Annotated in this window: 17 protein-coding genes and 1 tRNA gene; 14 read left to right on the top strand and 4 right to left on the bottom strand. The window is 64.7% G+C overall.

The genetic code is table 11. The annotated features are described in order from the left end of the window. Positions 1-75: 75 nt before the first annotated feature. From soxC to ggt, 5 genes are all read left to right on the top strand, one after another. Positions 76-1353, top strand: a complete 1278-nt coding sequence (gene soxC / locus J2R76_RS10870; RefSeq protein WP_076826503.1) for a sulfite dehydrogenase — start codon at positions 76-78, stop codon at positions 1351-1353. 34 nt (positions 1354-1387) lie between these two features. Then, entirely contained in the window at positions 1388-1885 is a 498-nt protein-coding gene (locus tag J2R76_RS10865; RefSeq protein WP_076826737.1) for a c-type cytochrome, read from the top strand. 137 nt (positions 1886-2022) lie between these two features. Beyond that, positions 2023-2331, top strand: a complete 309-nt coding sequence (locus J2R76_RS10860; RefSeq protein ID WP_083714943.1) for a BA14K family protein — start codon at positions 2023-2025, stop codon at positions 2329-2331. A 146-nt stretch (positions 2332-2477) separates the two neighbouring features. After that, complete coding sequence (locus J2R76_RS10855) at positions 2478-3977, top strand: amino acid permease (protein ID WP_076826739.1); 1500 nt, start codon at positions 2478-2480, stop codon at positions 3975-3977. A gap of 84 nt (positions 3978-4061) precedes the next feature. Continuing rightward, complete coding sequence (gene ggt, locus J2R76_RS10850) at positions 4062-5798, top strand: gamma-glutamyltransferase (protein WP_076826505.1); 1737 nt, start codon at positions 4062-4064, stop codon at positions 5796-5798. 117 nt (positions 5799-5915) lie between these two features. Here ggt and J2R76_RS10845 read toward each other — a convergent pair whose 3' ends face one another. Then, positions 5916-6344 (bottom strand): hypothetical protein, encoded by a 429-nt coding sequence (locus J2R76_RS10845; protein ID WP_253623948.1) that lies wholly within the window; start codon positions 6342-6344, stop codon positions 5916-5918. A 464-nt stretch (positions 6345-6808) separates the two neighbouring features. On the opposite strand from J2R76_RS10845, the gene J2R76_RS10840 reads away from it, so the two are divergent. From J2R76_RS10840 to J2R76_RS10825, 4 genes are all read left to right on the top strand, one after another. Further along, on the top strand, positions 6809-9289 hold the full coding sequence (locus J2R76_RS10840) for a penicillin-binding protein 1A (protein ID WP_076826508.1): 2481 nt from the start codon (positions 6809-6811) through the stop codon (positions 9287-9289). A gap of 300 nt (positions 9290-9589) precedes the next feature. After that, a complete protein-coding gene (locus J2R76_RS10835) occupies positions 9590-9751 on the top strand; it encodes a hypothetical protein (RefSeq protein ID WP_158074173.1) in 162 nt (53 codons plus the stop codon). A 232-nt stretch (positions 9752-9983) separates the two neighbouring features. Then, positions 9984-10057 (top strand) — tRNA-Gln (locus tag J2R76_RS10830). 171 nt (positions 10058-10228) lie between these two features. After that, the gene (locus tag J2R76_RS10825) at positions 10229-10636 is read left to right on the top strand and encodes a GNAT family N-acetyltransferase (RefSeq protein WP_018271115.1); all 408 of its coding nucleotides are present in this window, start codon (positions 10229-10231) and stop codon (positions 10634-10636) included. A gap of 22 nt (positions 10637-10658) precedes the next feature. On the opposite strand, the gene J2R76_RS10820 is transcribed toward J2R76_RS10825, so the two are convergent. From J2R76_RS10820 to J2R76_RS10810, 3 genes are all read right to left on the bottom strand, one after another. Then, positions 10659-11165: an invasion associated locus B family protein gene (locus J2R76_RS10820; protein WP_076826741.1), complete on the bottom strand. Its 507-nt coding sequence runs from the start codon at positions 11163-11165 to the stop codon at positions 10659-10661. Between the two features lie 105 nt (positions 11166-11270). Next, positions 11271-14423 (bottom strand): efflux RND transporter permease subunit, encoded by a 3153-nt coding sequence (locus J2R76_RS10815; protein ID WP_076826511.1) that lies wholly within the window; start codon positions 14421-14423, stop codon positions 11271-11273. Further along, positions 14420-15589: an efflux RND transporter periplasmic adaptor subunit gene (locus J2R76_RS10810; RefSeq protein ID WP_076826513.1), complete on the bottom strand. Its 1170-nt coding sequence runs from the start codon at positions 15587-15589 to the stop codon at positions 14420-14422. Before J2R76_RS10810 ends, J2R76_RS10815 begins: the two co-directional genes overlap by 4 nt. A gap of 182 nt (positions 15590-15771) precedes the next feature. On the opposite strand from J2R76_RS10810, the gene J2R76_RS10805 reads away from it, so the two are divergent. The 5 genes from J2R76_RS10805 (at position 15772) to exbB (ending at position 21184) form a co-directional block, all read left to right on the top strand. Next, a complete protein-coding gene (locus J2R76_RS10805) occupies positions 15772-16233 on the top strand; it encodes a MarR family winged helix-turn-helix transcriptional regulator (protein ID WP_016841339.1) in 462 nt (153 codons plus the stop codon). A 127-nt stretch (positions 16234-16360) separates the two neighbouring features. Further along, positions 16361-16600 carry a hypothetical protein gene (locus J2R76_RS10800; protein ID WP_028344615.1) on the top strand — a complete coding sequence of 80 codons (240 nt, stop codon included), beginning with the start codon at positions 16361-16363 and terminating at the stop codon, positions 16598-16600. A 259-nt stretch (positions 16601-16859) separates the two neighbouring features. Next, entirely contained in the window at positions 16860-19427 is a 2568-nt protein-coding gene (locus tag J2R76_RS10795) for a TonB-dependent siderophore receptor (protein WP_253623947.1), read from the top strand. Between the two features lie 20 nt (positions 19428-19447). Then, entirely contained in the window at positions 19448-20137 is a 690-nt protein-coding gene (locus J2R76_RS10790; RefSeq protein WP_076826517.1) for a Fe2+-dependent dioxygenase, read from the top strand. Between the two features lie 3 nt (positions 20138-20140). Beyond that, the gene (exbB, locus tag J2R76_RS10785) at positions 20141-21184 is read left to right on the top strand and encodes a tonB-system energizer ExbB (protein ID WP_143270793.1); all 1044 of its coding nucleotides are present in this window, start codon (positions 20141-20143) and stop codon (positions 21182-21184) included.

The following is a 21184-nucleotide window of genomic DNA, read 5'->3' as shown; positions in this document are numbered from 1 at the left end:
CCTGGCATGATCTTTTCGGAAAACCGCTTCGCACTTTTCCGGATCATGCTCTGGTAACGTCAGAGGAAAACGTCGATGAGCGAACACACGACGGACAAGCGCGTGCGAGAGGCGTCTCGCAGGCGATTCCTTCAGGCCGGCGCAGCACTGGCCGGTGGCTCCGCCATATCGGGAGTTGCCGGTTCTACCGCGCTTGCCGAACAGGGGAATAATCTTCCGCCCAATGTGCCGGAATGGATGAAAGCGCCCGGCGACCCGATGGGAAGCCAGCCCTATGGCACGCCGTCGGTTCACGAGAAGGCTGTCGTCAAGAACATCTCGAAGACGCTGCCGCAATACATCTCCGCTTCGGGCCGCACGCCGTTGCAGCAGCTCGACGGCATCATCACGCCGAACGGTTTGTTCTACGAACGCCATCATGGCGGCGTGCCGACCATCGACCCGGCCGAGCACCGGCTGGTGCTGCATGGCATGGTCGATCGCCCGCTGGTGTTCACGATGGAGGACATCCGCCGCTTTCCGTCGCAGTCGCGCATCCACTTCCTCGAGTGCTCCGGCAATCCGGTCTACACCAAGCCGTACGGCAAGACGGCCTCCGACCTCGTCGGCCTGCTGAGCTGTGCGGAATGGACCGGCGTGCCGCTCAAGACGGTGTTGGACGAAGCGGGCCTGCAGACCGGCGCCAAATGGATCGTGGCCGAAGGCGCCGACGCCGCGGCGTTGACGCGCTCGATCCCGATCGAGAAATGCCTCGACGACGCCATGCTGGTCTACAGCCAGAATGGCGAGCGGCTGCGCCCGCAGCAGGGCTACCCGCTGCGCCTGTTGCTGCCCGGCTTCGAGGGCAACATGAACGTGAAGTGGCTGCGCCGGCTCAAGGTCGTCGCCGAGCCGGCCTATTCGCGCGAGGAGACCTCGAAATACACCGACCCGATGCCTGACGGCACGTCGCGCGAATTCACCTTCTACATGGAAGCCAAGTCGATCATCACGCGGCCGTCCGGCGGGCAGAAGCTGACCGCGCAGGGCTTTCACGAGATTACCGGCATCGCGTGGAGCGGTCACGGCAAGATCAAGAGCGTCGAGGTCTCGCTCGACGAGGGCAAAAGCTGGCAGCAGGCCGAATTGCAGGAGCCGGTGTTGACGCGCGCGCTCACGCGCTTTCGCTTGCCCTGGCATTGGGACGGCAAACCTGCCGTGATCCAGAGCCGCGCCATCGACGAGACCGGATACGTGCAGCCGACGCTGGCGGAATTGGTCAAGGTGCGCGGTCTCAACTCGTTCTACCACAACAACGCGATCTGGCCCTGGCGCATCGATGCGAATGGTGAGGTGACCAATGGCCAGGCGTAAGCTCAAGGCGGCGTTCCTTGCGAGTGCGGTCGCGATGCTCGCGACTGCCGGGCAGGCCGAGGATCGCTTTGGCATCGGGCGTGCGGCGACGCCTGCCGAGATCGCCGGCTGGAACATCGATATCGGCCGTGACGGCTCCAACCTGCCGCCAGGCAACGGCAGCGTCGAGCGCGGCCGCACGGTGTTCAGCGAGCAATGCGCGGCGTGCCACGGCGACAACGGGCAGGGCGGCGTCGGCGACCGCCTGGTCGGCGGACAGGGCACGCTGGCGAGCCCAAAACCGATCCGCACCGTCGGCACCTATTGGCCCTATGCCCCGACGCTGTTCGACTACATCCGCCGCGCGATGCCGCAGAACGCGCCGCAGTCGCTGAGCAATGAGGACGTCTACGCGGTGTCCGCCTACATCCTCAGTCTGAACGGCATCGTGCCGGCCAATGCGGTGCTCGACGCCAAGTCGCTGGCCGCCATCAAGATGCCGAACCGCGACGGCTTCGTCTTCGACCCGCGGCCCGACGTGCACAACCACTGAGCGGCAGGCACGGCCGGGTGGCTCGCAGCATCGTGACGTCGTGGCCCCTGTGCCCGGAGGATTGCCGTCCCTATGTCCGTTTGGGGGCGGCTCGGCCGTCTTCCGGCACATGTTTATTGATCGATAGGAGAGGCCGCATGACCAGGTCGTGGGCAGCCGCAGCCGTTGTGCTGCTCGTGGGAATGACGTTCACGCCGGTCGCGGCCCAGATGTCGGAGCCGGCATATTTCGACGCGCAAAATCCCGGGCGCAGCGCGATCAACGGCGGCGCGTTGACGCCATGGGGTGAGGCGCAGGAGGCCGTGCAGCGCCGCGGCAATCCGGCGAACGCCTACGCCGCCATGCCTGCGGTGGAGCCATCTTCCGCCTGCGCGCGTTACCGTTCATTCGATCCGGCGTCCGGCACCTTCCTTGGCCGCGACGGCCGCCGCCATCCCTGCCGATAAGGCCCTGCACCGCGCTTGGCGGTGGATAAGGGCGCCGGCATTCGCCCGGCGCGCGAACGACTGGACGTTAGGCGCGTTATAGTCCGCCGATCGTGTCGGGTCCCGCCGGACCCGAGCAGCGGAGGACACCCGGCGTGACAGACGCTCTGGCCGGTTTCTGGGACCGAAAGTCGACCTCGGACCTGTTGCGGGAGGCGGCGCGGGCCGATGGCGACGCGGAGACGCCGATCTTCAGGCGGTCGCTGTCGGCGTTGCAACTGGTCACGCTCGGCATCGGCGGCATCATCGGCGCCGGCATCTTCGTGCTGACGGGCCACGCGGCCGCCGCCAATGCCGGTCCCGCGGTCACGCTCTCTTTCATGCTTGGTGCGGTGGCCTGCGCCTTCGCCGGCCTGTGCTACGCCGAGATGTCGTCGACGGTGCCGATCTGCGGCAGCGCCTACACCTATGCCTATGCCACGCTCGGCGAGCTGATCGCCTGGATCATCGGCTGGGACCTGATCCTCGAATACGCGGTCGGCGCGATCGCGGTCTCGGTCGGGTGGTCCGGCTATTTCGTTAGTCTGATGCGCGATATCGGCATCAACCTGCCGCCGCAATTCACCTCGGCGCCGCTCGCTTACGACGTCAACACCGGCGCGTGGTCATCGACCGGTGCGGTCATCAACATCCCGGCGATGGCGATCATCGCCTTCGTGACCACGCTGCTGGTGGTCGGCATTCGCGAGTCCGCGCGCTTCACCAGCTTCGTCGTCGTGGTCAAGCTCGTTGTGATCGCGCTGTTCCTCGCTACCGCGGCTTCCTCGGTGACCCTGGCGAACTGGGTAACGGCGAGCAACCCGGAGGGCGCGCTGATCCCGCCGAATGCCGGTCCTGGCGTGTTCGGCTGGTCCGGCGTGGTCCGCGGCGCGGCAGTGGTGTTCTTCGCCTATATCGGCTTCGACGCGATCTCGACCGCGGCGCAGGAGGCGAAGGCGCCGGAGCGCGACATGCCGATCGGCATTCTCGGCTCGCTCGTGATCTGCGCCGCGCTCTATGTCGCGGTCGGATTCGTGCTGACCGGCATCGTGCCCTATGACCGGCTCAGCGTGCCCGATCCGATCGCGGTCGGCATCGATGCGATCGGTATCGGCTGGCTCGGTCCGTTCATCAAGCTCGGCATCCTGTTCGGATTGACATCGGTGATCCTCATTATGCTGCTGGCGCAACCGCGGATCTTTCGCGCCATGGCGCATGACGGATTGCTGCCGGGCTTTGCCGCTAAGATCCATCCGCGCTTCCAGACCCCCTATGTCTCGACCATCTTCGCCGGCACCGTGGCCGCTCTTCTCGGTGGGCTGTTGCCGATCGGGCTGGTCGGCGAACTGGTCTCGATCGGCACGCTGTTCGCGTTCACGGTGGTCTCGATCGGCACGCTGGTGCTGCGCGTGCGCGACCCGGAATTGCCGCGTCCGTTCAAGGCGCCGGCGATCTGGCTGGTGGCCCCCGCCGCCGCTGCAACCTCGCTGTTCCTGATGTTCGGCCTGCCGCTCGACACCTGGATCAGGCTCGCAGTGTGGCTCGTGATCGGGCTTGTGATCTATGCGGCCTATGGCAGACGGCACAGCCGGCTGCGGGCAGGCGGCGGGGACCGCGCGGGCCTATAGTGTGCGCGCGTGCGGCCTGCTAGATGTACGCGTTGAGATAGCACCGCAAGCCGCGACAGGCCGGCATTCTCCGGGGAGACTTTTATGCAAAATCCAACGGCACGCGCGCGATGGATGGTCGCCGCGCTCGTCTCGATCAGCATCGCGTCGGCTGCGCCCGGTCGCGCAGCCTCGGTTGCGCCGGCCGCCGCCGAGAACGGCATGGTGGTCTCCGCGCAGCATCTCGCGACCCAGGTCGGCGTTGAGGTGTTGAAGCGGGGCGGCAATGCGGTCGATGCGGCGGTCGCCGTTGGTTACGCGCTTGCGGTGGCCTATCCCGCCGCCGGCAATCTCGGTGGCGGCGGGTTCATGACCATCCAGTTCGCCGACGGCCGCAAGACCTTCCTGGATTTCCGCGAGACCGCGCCGAAAGGCGCCACAGCCGACATGTATCTCGACAAGGACGGCAACGTTATCCCCGGCCTTTCGACCAAGGGGCATCTCGCTGTCGGCGTACCGGGCTCGGTGGCCGGGATGGAGTATGCGCGCGAGAAATACGGCACAATGAAGCGCGCTGACGTCATCGCGCCGGCGCTGCAACTGGCGGAGGATGGTTTCGTGCTCGACCAGGGCGACGTCAGCATGCTGCAGACCTCGACCAAGGACTTTCAGGACGATCCGGCCTCGGCCGCGATCTTCCTCAACAACGGCAAGCCGTTCCAGGTCGGCGAACGCCTGACGCAGCATGAGCTCGCCGAGACGCTGCGCGAGATCAGCAAGCGCGGCAGTGATGGCTTCTACAAGGGCTGGGTTGGTGCTGCGATCGTCGCCGCGAGCCAGGCCGGCAAGGGACTGCTGACGCAGGAGGATCTGGACAACTACAGGGTTCGCGAGCTGGCGCCGGTCGAATGTGACTATCGCGGTTACCACGTGGTCTCGGCGCCGCCGCCCAGTTCGGGCGGTGTGGTGATCTGCGAGATGCTCAACATCCTCGAGGGCTATCCGCTGCAGGAGCTCGGCTACCACTCGGCGCAGGCGGTGCACTACCAGATCGAGGCGATGCGCCACGCTTACGTCGATCGCAACAGCTATCTCGGCGATCCGGACTTCGTGAAAAATCCGCTCGAGCGCCTGCTCGACAAGACCTACGCCGCGAAGATCCGTGCCGCGATCGACCCGGCCAAGGCCGGTGTGTCCAGGGACATCAAGCCCGGCGTTCCGCCGCATGAGGGCAGCAACACCACGCACTATTCGATTGCCGACAAGGACGGCAATGCGGTGTCGGTCACCTACACGCTGAACGACTGGTTCGGTGCCAAGGTGACGGCGGCCAGGACCGGCGTGCTGCTCAATGACGAGATGGACGACTTCACCGCCAAGATCGGCGTGCCGAACCTGTATGGGCTGGTGCAGGGGGAGGCCAACGCGATCGTCCCCGGCAAGCGTCCGCTGTCCTCAATGAGTCCGACCATCGTCTCCAGGGACGGCAAGCCGGTCATCGTGATGGGCACCCCGGGCGGCAGCCGCATCATCACCGCCGTGCTGCTGACGATGATCAACGCGATCGACTATGGCATGAACGCGCAGGAGGCCGTGGACATGCCGCGCTTCCACCAGCAGTGGCTTCCCGAGGTGACCAACCTCGAGGACTACACGCTGTCGCCGGATACGCGGAAGATCCTGGAGGGCATGGGCCACAAATTCGGCCCGCCGCATCCGGCCAACCACCTCGCGGTGATCATCATCGGCGCGCCGTCGCTGGGCGGCAAGCCGGTCGGCAACAACCGCTTCTATGGCGCGAACGACCCGCGGCGCAATTCGGGGCTCGCCGCGGGCTATTGATCGTGACGGCTAGCGACAATCCGTAGCCCGGATGAGCGAAGCGATATCCGGGTCTTGTTGAGCTCCGCATGTCGCTCCGCTCGTGCGGGCTGCCGCTCCAATTGAACCGCGCTGCGGTCAGGCGACGGCGGTCGACCTGCCGTCCTTTTGCCCGCCGGTCAGCAGCAAGCGCTGGCGGATCGCGTCTTCGATCAGAGCCAGGGATTGCTTGGCTTCGCGCGCCTCGGCTTCGGCGGCCTGGGCGCGGAATTCGGCCGCATCGAGTTGCTCCTGTTGGGACTCGATGCGCCGTCGGGCTTCCTCAAGCGCCCGCGACGCATCCCTCAATTTGCGCTCGGTTGCGGCAATGATTTCGAGCTGCGCCTGTTCGGCGGCCTCGGCGCGCGCTTCGCCGGCGCGGGCCCTGTCCTCGATGCTGCGGAACAAATCCGCCGCCTGATAGACGAGGTCCAAGGCTTCTGTGCCCATGGCCGATGCGGGTGGTCTTGGAAATCCAAGAACGTTAGGGTCGGCCGTAAATGGCCGTTTAAATCCGCGCAGTGCCATCCAAATCAGCCCGTCGCGAGTCGGTGTATACCAACAACTTGCGGTAGTTATAGTTAACAAATCCTTAATGTGATTGGCGCGCCGGCGCTGTCCACCGGTTTCTGATGTCGCAGCACCCAAATCGTTGGCCGGATCGGGGAATCGATCCGTCCGGCCCGCGCTTTTCTTTCGTAACGTGCTCTCCGCGCAAGCGTATCGGGACCGCAGCGCTATCAGGCGCGGCGCGCGAACCGCGCAGCGCTGCAGCGGAGATCGATGCAGCCCCGCGGGCACCGCCAGTCGGCGAGGTCTGCCGATTTGGCTGCGGGCGCGAGCCGGGCTCTATGGCATAAGTTTGACGCCTGGCTTGCTTTAATTCTCCGGTGTTGAATTGCAGGTCCATGGAGCGACCGATATACCGGGCGGCCTAAGTGGCACGCAGCGCGCTCAGAACGAGCGACGTATTCGCCACGGAAATCTGGTCGATGAAATTTCTGTTGCGGTTCTTCGGGTTCCTGTTCACCGCAGGCACCATCCTGTTCCTGGCTGGTCTGGCCGCGGTCGCAGGGCTGTTCTGGCATTTCTCCAAGGACCTGCCCGAGTATTCGCAGCTCCAGAACTACGAGCCGCCGGTGATGACCCGCGTGCACGCGGCCGACGGCTCGCTGCTCGGCGAATACGCCAAGGAGCGCAGGCTTTATCTGCCGATCCAGGCGGTGCCGAAGCTCGTGATCAACGCGTTCCTCGCCGCCGAGGACAAGAATTTCTACGAGCATGGCGGCGTCGACTACACCGGCATGGCGCGCGCCGGTGTCGCCTACATCCAGAACTTCGGTTCCAACCGGCGGCCGCAGGGCGCCTCGACGATCACCCAGCAGGTCGCCAAGAACTTCCTTTTGACCAACGAGGTGTCGTTCACCCGCAAGATCAAGGAAGCCTTGCTGGCGATGCGAATCGAGCGGGCTTACTCCAAGGACAAGATCCTCGAGCTCTATCTCAACGAAATCTATCTCGGCCTTGGCGCCTACGGCATCGCGGCGGCCTCGCTGGTGTATTTCGACAAGTCCGTCAATGAGCTGACGGTCGCGGAAGCGGCCTATCTGGCGGCGCTGCCGAAAATGCCGGCCAGCCTGCATCCGGTGCGCAACCGCGCGCGCGCCGTCGAGCGCCGCAACTACGTGATCGACCGCCTGCAGGAGAACGGCTGGATCACCGCGGCCGACGCCGACAAGGCGCGCAAGGAGCCGCTGACCGTCACCAACCGCAGCAATGGCGCGCACACCTTCGCCGGCGAATATTTCTCGGAAGAAGTCCGCCGCGACATCTTCGAGCGCTATGGCGAGAAGAAGCTCTATGAGGGCGGCCTGTCGGTGCGCACCACGCTCGACCCCAAGGTCCAGGTGATGGCGCGCAAGGCCATGGTGGCTGGGCTCGTGAACTATGACGAGCAGCAGGGCTATCGCGGTGCGATCCAAAGGCTCGACCTGACCAGTGACTGGGGCGTGCCGCTCGCCGAGATCAAATCGCTGTCCGACATCTCGCCGTGGCGAATGGCGGTGGTGCTGGAGAGCAACGACCAGTCGGCACGGATCGGCTTCCAGCCGGGCCGCGAGCTCGGCGGCGCCATCAGCAAGCAGCGCGAGACCGGCATCATCACGATGGACGGCGCGCGCTGGGCCAAGAGCAAGGGCAAGACGCCGACATCGGTGGCGCAGGTGCTGCAGCCAGGCGACGTGATCTACGCCGACCCGCTCTTCAGCAAGGACGGCCAGCGCGTCGAAGGCCAGTACCGGCTGCGACAGATCCCTGAGCTGTCGGGTGCGATGGTGGCGATGGATCCGCACACCGGCCGCGTGCTGGCGATGGTCGGCGGCTTCTCGTTCGACCAGAGCCAGTTCAACCGCGCGACGCAGGCCTATCGGCAGCCCGGCTCGACCTTCAAGCCGATCGTCTATTCGTCGGCGCTCGACAACGGCTACACCGGATCGACCATGATGATCGACGCGCCGATCGAGATCGACCAGGGGCAGGGCAACATCTGGCGGCCCGAAAACTTCTCCACCGGCAAGTATCAGGGCCAGGTGACGCTGCGCAACGCGCTGCGGCTCTCGCTCAACACGGTGACCGTGCGGCTGGCGCAGGAAATCGGCATGCCGCTGATCGGCGAATATGCAAAGCGCTTCGGCGTCTATGACGAGTTGCCGAACTATCTCGCCTACGCGCTCGGCGCCGGCGAAACCACGGTGATGCGGATGGCCACGGCCTATTCGATGATCGCCAATGGCGGCGTCCGCGTGAAGCCGACCTTGATCGACCGCATCCAGGACCGCTACGGCCACACCATCTTCAAGCACGATCAGCGCGAATGCCGCGGCTGCGACGCACCGGAGGGCTGGAAGAACCAGCCGGAGCCGCAGCTCGTCGACCGCCGCGAGCGGGTGCTTGACGCGATGTCCGCCTACCAGATCACCTCGCTGATGGAGGGCGTGATTCAGGCCGGTACCGGCACCGCGCTGAAGGACGTCGGCAAGCCGCTCGCCGGCAAGACCGGCACCTCGAACGAGGCCAAGGATCTCTGGTTCGTCGGCTTTTCGCCGGACCTCGTGGTCGGTCTCTATGTCGGCTACGACAAGCCGCGCTCGCTCGGCCGCAACGCGCAGGCCGGCCATACCGCGGCGCCGATCGCGCGCGACTTCCTGAAGCTCGCGCTGGCCGACAAGCCCGCCACCCCGTTCAAGCAGCCGGTCGGCATCCGGCTGGTCCTGGTCGATGCCAAGACTGGCCAGCGCGCTGTGCCCGGCCAGAACCGGGGCGTGGTGCTCGAGGCCTTCAAGCCGGGCCAGGCGCCGCCGTTCAATGATCCCGGGATGGTCGCCGGCACCGACGTGATCGACGGCACCCAGCAGGGCATTTCGCCGGACGCCGATCGGGCCGTGATGCGGTCAGGGACGGGCGGGCTGTACTGAGGTCGGGCCGGCAAGGCGTTCACGAGACGCGGCTCGACCTTTTCCACGAACGGGCGGTGCATGCGTAAGCATGACACGTCAGATGACATGCCTTGCGCCGATGTCCCGCGCTAAGGCCTGCGTCCCCACGCTTGGCGCTGATGTTCGGCGGTCTGTGGGCGATCAACTTCGAGGGAGGTGTGTGAACGGCCCGCCGGTGAGCCGCACCAACCAGAGAGAACGGTCGCGACGTCCGCGCGAAGGCGCCGCGGGTGCCGTCGTTAGGGCGGTTACTCCAACAAGCGATTGTGCGTGAGACCAATGATCAAGACGCTCGTTGTCGTGGTTCAGGTAACCTGGACGGTTTCGGTGGTTGGAATGGCAACCGTGATCGGCGTGCTGGGATTTGGGTGCCACGGCTGGATCGGCGCGATTGGGTTCGGCACCGCCGGATTTGGTGTTGGAGCCGTGTTGGCGGCCTGACCCGAACTGCTGCTGGAATTGCTCGCCGGAATGTGACTCGTGTGGCTCGCACCGGTCGGGTCGGTGGCGTCCCGACTTGCGATTTTCGCGCCCGCTCCGCCAACAATGCTTGCCAAGCGTGGGACCAAGCGGGTAGAAGGTCGCTCTCGCGCGGGCGCTGATTTGGCAGGCGAACCCGCTGCACCGAGATGTCCAGTCATCCAGCTAAGCTATTGATACCACGGACGATTCTTGGGGAATGGTGTAACGGTAGCACAACAGACTCTGACTCTGTTTGTCTTGGTTCGAATCCAGGTTCCCCAGCCAATCCGCCTCGGTGGCGTGATCATCCTCTCAAATCCCGACGAGATAGCCGGCTGCAGCTGCCGACGGAGGACCAGTCGTATGTGTGCCATCACGGCAGGGTGGATTGGTCCGGCGTAATCCACCATGGTCTCGCGCGTGTGGTCCGGCTCGTTGCAACAGAGGTTTAGGCTGATGGACGAAATTCTCTATGCCCGCGAAGCGTCGATCGGCGTCGATGAGTTCATCGAGGTGCTGCGGCAGTCGGGCCTCGGCGAGCGGCGACCGCTGGCGGATACCGACCGGATGGAGCGCATGATCGCCAATGCGAATCTGATCGTGACGGCGCGGAAGGCGGGCAAGCTGGTCGGCGTGTCGCGCGCGCTGACCGATTTCGCCTATTGCTGCTATTTGTCGGACCTTGCGGTCGATCGCGGATACCAGGGACATGGCATCGGCAAGCGTCTGATCGCGGAAACGCGGCGCCTCGCCGGACCTGAATCGATGTGCCTGCTGTTGTCGGCGCCTGACTCGATCGGGTTCTACAAGACCATCGGCATGCCGCAGCCGGACAACGCGTTCCTCTACAAGCGGGAGCGATAGCGGACGGCTACGCTGCGCGGCGCTATTTGATCTTGTCGTAGACCGTCGCGAAGTCGGCAAGCGGCATCGGGATAGAGATGGTTTCCTTGCCGAGATTCTGGAACGACACTTTGAGCTGCTTACCCGATTTCAGCTGGGTCAGGACATCGGCGGCGATCGGCGTATTGATGTAGCAGCCGCGCGCCTCGCACGTCTGGATCGGCACGTCGACGGCCTTGCCGTCGTCGACCTGCAGCTTGGCGCCGACCGGCAGGTTCAATCCGAGTGGAAGCTGGATCAGCGCCACCGGCGTGCGGGTGTCGCCGGGAACGCGGATATTGACCAGCACGATGAGCTGGCCGGTCTTGGTGAGCACCGCGGTCTGTTCCATCGCGCATTCGAGCGAAGCGTCGCGGCTCGCACTGGTGCAGCGCGCAATCCAGCCGGAATTGTTGGGGGCTGCTGTATCACCCTGAGGAGCCGCGGGCGCAGCTGCCGGAGCGGGCGCGTTCTTGCTCTTGGCCGTCTGGGCGTGGCCAGAGTGGGCCATGCCGAACGCGGTCAGCAGGACGAAGAGCGACTTGGCGACAATCTTCACGGTACCGGCTCCGAAATGAACATCTTTCGGATGTGCCGGGATGCCAGCAAAGTCAAGTCACTCGGCGGCCTCCTTGACCGATCCATGCTCGTCGTCGTCAGCATCGTGGTCGGTGCGCGGCGAGCGGCCCCAGGTCGCAAACGCATTCGAGAGCCTGTCGAGATAGAGGTAGACGACCGGCGTCGTGAACAGCGTCAGCGCCTGGCTGACGATCAGGCCGCCGACCATGGCGTAGCCGAGCGGCTGGCGGATTTCCGAACCGGTGCCGGTCCCTAACATCAGCGGCACGCCGCCGAGCAAGGCGGCCATCGTCGTCATCATGATCGGGCGGAAGCGGAGCAGGGCGGCTTGGCGGATCGCCGCGACAGGCTCCATGTGCTGGTCGCGCTCGGCCGCGATCGCGAAGTCGACCATCATGATGCCGTTCTTCTTCACGATGCCGATCAAAAGGATGATGCCGATCAGCGCGATCAGCGAGAAGTCGAAGCCGGCCGCCATCAGGATCGCGAGCGCGCCGACGCCGGCCGACGGCAGCGTCGACAGAATCGTGATCGGGTGGATGTAGCTCTCGTAGAGAATGCCGAGGATCAGGTAGACGACCACGAGCGCCGCGAGGATCAACAGCGGCACGGTCGACAACGATTGCTGGAACGCCTGCGCGGTGCCTTGGAAGCTCGAGCTCAGTGTCGGCGGCGCGCCGAGGTCGACCATCGCCTTCTGCACCGCTTCCGTCGCCTGGCCGAGCGCAACACCCTGCGCCAAGTTGAACGAGATGGTGATCGCCGGGAACTGGCCCTGATGGCTGATCGAGAGCGGCCGTACCGGCACGCTGGTCCAGGTCGCGAAGGTCGAGATCGGCACCTGTTCGCCGGTCAGCGGCGACTTGATGTAGATCTTGTTCAGCGTGTCGATCGCGCCCTGGAGCTCCGGCAACACCTCGAGGATGACGTGGTAGCTGTTGAGCTGGGTGAAGTACTGCGTCACCTGGCGCTGGCCGAACGCGTCATAGAGCGTGTCGTCGATCAGCTGCGGCTGGATGCCATAGCGCGAGGCGGTGTCGCGGTTGATCTTCAATTCGAGCGTGGTGCCGTTGGTCTGCTGGTCGGTGGCGACGTCGCGCAGCTGCGGCAGCGTTTGCATCTTGCCGAGAATCTTCGGCGCCCATTCGTTCAATTCGGCGAGGTTGGCATCCTGCAGCGTGAATTCGAACTGGGTGCGGGTCGGGCGGCCGCCGAGGCGGACGTCCTGCGCCGCCTGCATGAACAGCCGGGCACCCTCGACCTTCTCCAGCTTCGGCCGCAGCCGGGCGATGACCTGCTGCGCGTTGGCGTCGCGATCCTTCAGCGGCTTCAGCGTGATGTACATCGCGCCGTTGTTGCCGGCGCGGCCGCTGCCGCCGATCGCCATCGCCACCGTCGCCACCGCGGGATCCTGCTGCACGATCTTGCCGAGTTCCTCCTGCTTCCGCTTCATGTCGGCGAAGGAGATGTCCTGGTTGGCTTCCGAGGTCGCGGTGATCAGGCCGACGTCCTGCTGCGGGAAGAAGCCCTTCGGGATGACGACGAACAGGTAGACTGACAGCGCCAGCGTCCCGAAGAAGATCATCAGCGTCGTGAACTTCCAGCGCAATGCGAGGTCGAGCACGCTCTGATAGCCGCGCAGCATGGCGTCGAAGCCGCGCTCGCTGAGCTGGTAGAACCGACCGTGCTTCTCGTCATTGTGGGCGCGCAGGAAGCGCGAGGCCATCATCGGGGTCAGCGTCAGCGACACGAACATCGAGACGAAGATGGTCATCGCGAGCACGACCGCGAATTCGCGGAACAGGCGGCCGATGATGCCGCCCATCAGGAGCAGCGGGATCAGCACCGCGACCAGTGAGATGCTGATCGAAACGATGGTGAAGCCGATTTCCTGCGAGCCCTTGAAGGCGGCAGCCATCGGCTTCTCGCCCTCTTCGATGTAGCGGCTGATGTTCTCCAGCATCACGATGGCGTCGTCGACCACGAAGCCGACCGCGATCGTCAGCGCCATCAGCGACAGATTGTCGAGCGTGTAGCCGAACACCCACATCAGCGCGCAGGCGCCGAGCAGCGCCAATGGCACCGTGACCGTCGGGATCACGGTCGCCCAGAAACTGCGCAGGAAGACGAAGATCACCATCACGACCAGGAAGATGGTCAGCAGCAGGGTGAACTGGACGTCCTCGACCGCCGCGCGGATCGTGGTGGTGCGGTCGCTGATCACGTCGATCTTGATCGCCGGCGGGATCGCGGCGACCAGTCGGGGCAGCGCCGCCTTGATCTTGTCGACGGTGTCGATGACGTTGGCGCCGGGCTGCTTGAAGATGACCAGGAATACGCCGCGCTTGCCGTTGGCCCAGGCGGCCTGCTTGGCGTCCTCGGGCCCGGTGACGGCCTGGCCGATATCACGGATCCGCAGCGGCCCGCCGTTGCGGTAGGCGATGATGACGTCGTTCCACGGGCTCGCCGTGAGCAGCTGGTCGTTGGCGTAGATGGTATAGGCGCGGGTGGCGCCGTCGATGTTGCCCTTCGGACTGTCGACGGTGGCGATGTTGATCGCAGCGCGGACGTCCTCCAGCGACAGGCCCTTGGCGACGAGCTTGGCGGGGTCGATCTGGACGCGAACCGACGGCTTCTGCTGGCCGCCGATGATGACCTGCGCAACGCCCGAGATCTGGCTGATCTGCTGCGCCAGCTGGGCGTCGACGGCATCGCTGACCGTCGTCAGCGGCAGCGTGTCCGATGTCGCCGACAGCAGCATGATCGGCGAGTCCGCCGGGTTGACCTTGCGGTAGGTCGGCGGCGAGGGAAGGGTTTTCGGCAACTGGCCGCTGGCCGCGTTGATGGCGGCCTGCACGTCGTTGGCGGCGCCGTCGATGCTGCGGTTGAGGTCGAACTGGATGGTGACCGCCGCCGTGCCGAGATAGCTGGTCGAGGTCATCTGCGCGATGCCGGGGATCTGCGCGAACTGGCGTTCCAGCGGCTGGGCGACCGATGTCGCCATCGTTTCCGGGCTGGCGCCGGGCAGGGTCGCAGTGATCTGGATGGTGGGGAAGTCGACCTGCGGCAGCGGCGCGACCGGCAGCAGGGGATAGGCGACGAGACCGACGAACAGGATGCCCGCCATCAGCAGCGAGGTGCCGATGGGGAAACGAATGAATGGTGCGGAAATTCCGGCGCCGACGCTCATTCCTGCGCAACCTTCGACTGGGACGGATCCGAGCTCGCCACTGCCGTTGTCACCGGGGTTCCCGGCGAGACCTTGTACTGCCCCGCGGTGATCACCTGCTGTCCGGGCGACAGGCCCTCGTCGATCACCGACTTGCCGTCGATCGACTGGCTGACCTTGATCTTGCGAAGCTCGGCCTTGTTCTCCTGATTGACTGAATACGCGTAGAGGCCATCGGTGCCATGCTGCACCGCGTCATCCGGGACGACGGTGGCATCCTTCAAGGTCCTGACCAGAAGGCGGGTCGAGACCGACTGGCCCGGCCACAGCGCGTGGTCCTTGTTATCAAACACCGCCTTCAGCCGGACAGTCCCGCTTGACGTGTCGACCTGATTGTTGATCAGCGCCAGGGTTCCCGTGGATAGCACCCGCTTGCCGTCGGTGGTCAGGGCAATGGTCTTGGGCGGCGCCACGGCCAGCGCCGCCTTGATGTCCGGCAGCTGGTCTTCCGGCGCGGTGAAGATCACCGTGATCGGCTCGATCTGGGTGATCGTGACAATGCCGGTCTGGGCCGAGGCATTGACGATGTTGCCGATATCGACCAGTCGCAGGCCGACAATCCCGTCTATCGGGGATTTGACGGTCGTGTAGTCCACCTGGGTCTGGGCGTTGAAGATGGCGGCCTCGTCAGCCGATATCTGGGCGGTCAGCTGCGCCACCGTGGAGCGCTGGGTGTCGAGCTGCTGGCGTGTCGCGAACTCGCCGAGCCTGGTGGTGCGCTGCAGGTCGAGATTGGCGTTGGCGAGATTGGCTTCGTCCTGGGCCTTCTTGGCCTTGGCCTGGTCGAGCGTCGCCTGATAGGGCCGCGGATCGATCTCGACCAGCGTGTCACCGGCCTTGACGAACTGGCCTTCCTTGAAAGCGATCCTGGTGATCTGACCGTCGACCCGGGTGCGGACCTGGACCGTGTTGAACGCCTGCACGGTGCCGAGGCCGGTGAGATAGACAGGGAAGTCGGCTTTCTCGACCGGCGAGATCTTGACCGGAACGGCCGGGCGTTGGGCGGATCGCTTCTGCGCGGCTTCGATCGCCTGCTGGTTGCTAGTGTGTTTCTGCCAGCCGAAATAACCGGCGGCGCCGACCGCAGCGATCACTAAAACCCAACCGATGGTGCGTGACTTTGACATGCGGACTCTTGGGTTCGACGTAACAATAAAGGCTGATCGAAACGGTTCACAGAGCTTGCGGATATAATATGCGTGCACTTAATGTGTAAACACACCAAGGCTTGAGAATCCTAAACATTTGGAAAGGTTTAGGTCAGAAACGAGCAGAAACAATTCGCCTGGGAAACGCACCGAGGACCCCTATGTCGCTCGATCTCAAACGCCAGTTTATCGCGCAGCTCGTCGAGAGTTCCCGGCTGCTGCGCAATTATATCGATCATCGCGCCAAGGCGCGAGGCACCACGCGTGCGCAATGGATCGTGCTGTTCCGCCTGCGCGAGCAGGAGGGACTGTCCCAGGTCGATCTCGCCGACGTCCTCGAATTGCAGCCGATCTCGCTGGTGCGGCTGCTCGACCGCCTCGTCGAGCATGGCCTGCTCGAACGCCGTCCCGATCCCAGGGATCGCCGTGCCAATCGCCTGTTCCTGACCAGGAGCGGGCGCCGCCTCGTCGACGATCTCGACAGCCTGCGCGACGCGATCGCCGGCGATGTGCTGCGCGACGTCTCGGACAAGCATGTCGAAAGCGGCCTCGCCACGCTGCGCGAGGTCAAGGATCGCATCAAGGCGCTCGGCGAGGAGGCGGAGCGCATCGCTGCGAAATAGCGCATCTCATCGTGCGCAGATTCCTTCGCTCCATCCATTCACCCGTTGCAGCGTGCGCGAGCCGGTTGAATCGTCGCGGGATGTCGTCCATATCGCGCAGCGACGATGCGAGAGGACGAGGGCTGCGATGGATGAGTTGAACGGGCGCATGATGGCATGCCAGATCCTGGTTACAGGATTGATCGCGCGCGTCGCCAACGAGCAGCGCGACCCGCTGCGCTTTCTCACCGACTTCCGCGACGAGATCAAAGCGGTCGTCAACGGCGTCAACATCGCCGGCCTTGAGAACAGCGACCGCGTGCGGCAGGTCGCGCAGCGGACGATCGACGAACTGTTTTCGCTGATGAAGCCGCCAAGCGCCGAGTAATCGCGTGGTCGCATGGACAGCGCCCGCACGCGGCAGCCAATGACGGGCGGCATCGATTTAGAACGATTATTAGAACACTTAAAAACTACAGTTTAGAACGATTTCAAACCGTAGATTAGAATCGCTTTGAATTGGGGCGATTCAAGCCGACTGTTGCGCTCGTCGCATTGATAAAAAAGGTCACGCTCGATAACCGATGGAGACAGTTCGTCGCAGCTTCATTTCGCGAACGAGCTGATTTTTCTGGGGCGAGCAAGACATGAGCAATGTGAAGGCGCCGAGATCGCTGCGCTTTGATGCAGCGATCGGTTCGGCTGATGACACCGGTTATTCCGTCACGAAGGTCTCCGCAGTCGCGAGCCTGATCGCGGTGGCGTCGTTTTCGGGGGCTGAAGCGCAGCAATCCAACCTGCCGCCGGTGAATGTCGATGCCCCGGTCGCTCGCCCGCGGCCCGTGACGTCAAGGCCCACTGCGGACCAGGTCCGCGCCCGCAACGCGCTGCGTCGCGCCGCGCGACCTAACAACCAGCAGGCACAGCAGGCGCCGGTGCCGTTTCCCAACGCCGGCGGTCTTCCCGCCGACCGCGATCCGTACGCGGATCCGGCCGCGCCGTACAAGGGCGACCGTTTGCAGTCGTCCGGGAAATATCCCGAGCCGATCCTGAACACGCCGAAATCGGTCACGGTGCTGACCAAGGACGTGCTCGAAGACAAGAACGCCACATCGCTGAAGTCGGCGATCCTGTCGACCGCCGGCGTCACGCTCGGCACGGGCGAGGGCGGCAATGCCTTCGGCGACCGCTTCTTCATCCGCGGTTTCGATGCGCGCAACGACATCTTCATCGACGGCGTGCGCGACTCCGGCGTCAGCGTCCGCGAGAACTTCTTCACCGAGCAGGTCGAGATCCTGCGCGGCCCGGGCTCGTCCTTTGCCGGCCGCGGCACCACCGGCGGCGCGATCAACATCGTCACCAAGCAGGCGACGACGCAGAACAGCTTCTACAACATGGACACCACGTTCGGCACCGATCGCACCAAGCGCGTGACGCTCGACGTCAACCAGGTGATCAGCCCGACACTGGCGATCCGCGCCGGCGGCCTGTTCCAGGATGCCGGCGTCGCCGGCCGCAGCTACGTCACCGACGACCGCAACGGCGCGTTCGTCGCCGGCTCGTGGAAGCCGGTCGATGCGGTGAAGATCACCGGCAACTACATCCACACCGAACTGACCGGACTCCCGGATTTCGGCGTGCCGTACTATCGGCCGAGCACCGCGAGCACGGCCGGCGGTCCGTTCCCGGATTTCGGCGTCAACCGCAACAATTTCTACGGCTTCGTCAACCGCGACTTCTTCAGGACCGGGCAGGACATCGGCACGATCAATGCCGAGGTGCAGATCACGCCGGACCTCGTGGTCAGCAACAAGATCCGGGAATCGCGTTCGACCCAGAACTACATCGGCACGCTGCCGGAAGCGCCGACGCTTGCCGCCGGCGCTCCGTTCACGGCGTATACGTTGAGCGCCAATCCGCAAAGCCGCTACCAGGTCACCGACGTGTTCGCCAACCAGACCGAGGCGACCTACAAGTCGGTCGACGGCCTCGGCTTCAAGCACACGACGACGGCCGGCGTCGAATACGACAACGAGCGGTCGTCGATCGACAGATATCTCGGCCTGAGCTCGGAAATAACGACCGGCACATCGGCATTCACGGGAAGCGGATCGCTCTCCGGCGTCAGCGTGTTCAATCCGCAATACACCAACATTCCGTTCCCGATTCCGTCGGGGCTGTCCGGGCTGCCGACCAAGATCGGGATCGACACCACCAGCGGCTACATCATGGATACCGCGAACTACAATGACTTCGTGATCCTCAATGGCGGCATCCGCTACGACGACTACAAGATCAACACGTCAGGCTATCTGACTTCGGGCGGCAGGACCACATTCGGCAGTCAGTCGGCCGACTTCGGGATGCCGAACTTCAACCTCGGCCTCACCTTGAAGCCGTTGCCGAACGGCAGCGTCTATGCGGCCTATGCGACCTCATCCAACCCGGTCGGCGCCGAATTCGACGGCACCAGCACGGCGTATGGCGGCCTGTCTCCCGTGCTGAACGGCGGCAATACCCAGATCTTCGGGCCGGAAAAGAACAAGGCGATCGAAGTCGGCACCAAGTGGGAATTGTTCGATCGTCATCTGCTGGTGACGGCGGCGCTGTTCCAGACCGAGAAGGAAAATGCGCGCGAATCGCAGAACGTGAACAACGCCACCGCGGCGGCAGCGCTCGGCTGCTCCTATCCGACCGGGACGACCGGCAATATCTCCTGCATCACCGCGGGCGCGGCCTACCGCATCCGCGGCATCGATCTCGGCGTCGGCGGCAAGATCACCGACAAATGGAGCGTGTTCGGCGGTCTCGTGCTGATGCAGTCGGCAGTGACGAGGTCGCTGGCGCCGCCGGCCAACACCATCCTGTACTCCAGCAATGTCGGACTGCCGCTCGCCAACGTCGCGCACCAGTCGTTCAGCATGCTGACCAAGTACCAGCTCACCGACATGTGGGAGCTAGGCGGGCAGGCGGTGTATCGCTCGAAGGTCTATGGCGGCACGCTGCTCGCGGCCAACCAGGGCACCTCGATCCCGAGCTATTGGCGCTTCGACGCCTTTGCCGAAGCTAAGATCGACAAGCACTGGACCATGAAGCTGTTCGTCAACAACATCTTCGACAAGCGCTACTACGACGCGCTGTACCAGAGCGCGGCGCCGTTCGTGCTCGAAGCGCCGGGACGCGCCGCGTATCTGGTTGTTTCTGCGCGTTACTGACGGAGGCTTCGCGGCACGAGATGCTGGTCTGTGTTCCCAACGTATTGAGCAAGGCTGATGTGGCGGACTTCCGCCGCATCATGGCGCAAGCCGAATGGGAGGACGGCCGCTCGACCGCCGGCGCCGCTTCCGCGATGGTCAAGCGCAACGAGCAGCTGCCGCCCGACAGCGAGGTCGCGCGGCAGCTCGGCAACCGCATCCTGTCGGCGCTGTCGGCGAGCCCGCGCTTCATCTCGGCGGCGATCCCGCTTAGAATCTTTCCACCCTTGTTCAACCGCTATGCCGCCAGCGACGGGCACCATTTCGGCCTGCACGTCGACAATGCGGTGCGCGGCGACAGGCTGACGGGCATGAGGATCCGCACCGACCTCTCGGTCACGCTGTTTTTATCGGAGCCGGAGGACTACGATGGCGGCGAGCTCGTCATCGAAGACCTCTACGGATCCCATGAAATCAAGCTGCCGGCGGGCGATCTCGTAGTTTATCCTGCTTCCAGCTTGCATCTGGTCACGCCGGTCACGCGGGGGACCCGGGTAGCGTCTTTTTTCTGGCTGCAGAGCATGATACGGGATGCACACGGGCGCAGCCTGATCTTTGATCTCGATACCGCGATCCAGGCTCTGGTGGAGCGGCTGGGGCGCGATGACCCCGAAACGGTCAAATTGACCGGGATTTATCACAACCTGATCCGTCACTGGGCTGAAGTGTAACTGATGATGACATTCAAGTTCCCCGCTGCATCCGCCATGATCGCCTCGCTGGCGATGCTGATGCTGGCCGCGCCGTCTTCGGCGCAGCAGCAAACGGCGCCTGTAGCGCAGCCCGCACCCGTGACCCGGCCTCAGGCCGCACCCGCCCAGCCGGCGGCGGCCCAGCCTGCGGCGGCTGCCCAGGCCGCGCCGGTGGCCGCCCAGCCGGCACAAGCGGCGCCGCAGGCTCAGGCCGCGCCGGCCCCTGCCGCGGCGGCTCCGGCACCGACGGCGAACGAGGCGTCCCTGGCTGCGCCCGCGAGCGGCGACAGCAAGTCGCTGAAGTCGACCTCGACCGGCCTGCACGAATTGTCGCCGTGGAACATGTTCTTAAACGCCGACATCATTGTGAAGGCGGTGATGCTCGGTCTGGCATTCGCGTCGCTCGTCACGTGGACGGTGTTCATCGCCAAGATGGTCGAGCTGACGGTAGCGCAGCGCAAGCTGCGTGGCGCGCTGGCCAAGATCGCTGAATCCCGCTCGCTGGCCGAAGCGCAGTTCGCGCTCGGTGCCAAGGGTAGCGTGCTGTCGTCGTTCATCGCTGCTGCGATGCGGGAGGGGCGCCTGTCGGCGGGCATCTCGAGCGACAGCGGCATCAAGGAGCGCGCGGCGTCGAGCTTCGCCGAGATCGTGCGCGCCGAAGCCCGCAAGATCCGCATCGGCATGGGCCTGCTCGCGACCATCGGCGCGACGTCGCCCTTCGTCGGCCTGTTCGGCACCGTCTGGGGCATCATGAACAGCTTCATCGGCATTTCGAAGTCGCAGACGACCAACCTTGCCGTGGTGGCGCCGGGCATTGCGGAAGCGCTGCTCGCGACCGCGATCGGCCTCGTCGCGGCGATCCCGGCCGTGATCATCTACAACCACTTCTCGCGCGTCACGAAGGTCTATCTCGAGCTCGTCAACCGAGCCTCGGGCGCCGCCGGACGGCTGCTGTCGCGCGATCTCGATCGCACCCATGGCGACGTTCCGCGCAACGCGCATGCGCGCGCCGCAGCGGCGGAGTAG

This window comes from Bradyrhizobium sp. USDA 4532 (genome assembly GCF_024171315.1).
Lineage (GTDB): Bacteria > Pseudomonadota > Alphaproteobacteria > Rhizobiales > Xanthobacteraceae > Bradyrhizobium > Bradyrhizobium australafricanum.
This window is presented reverse-complemented; position numbering and strand designations above follow the sequence as displayed.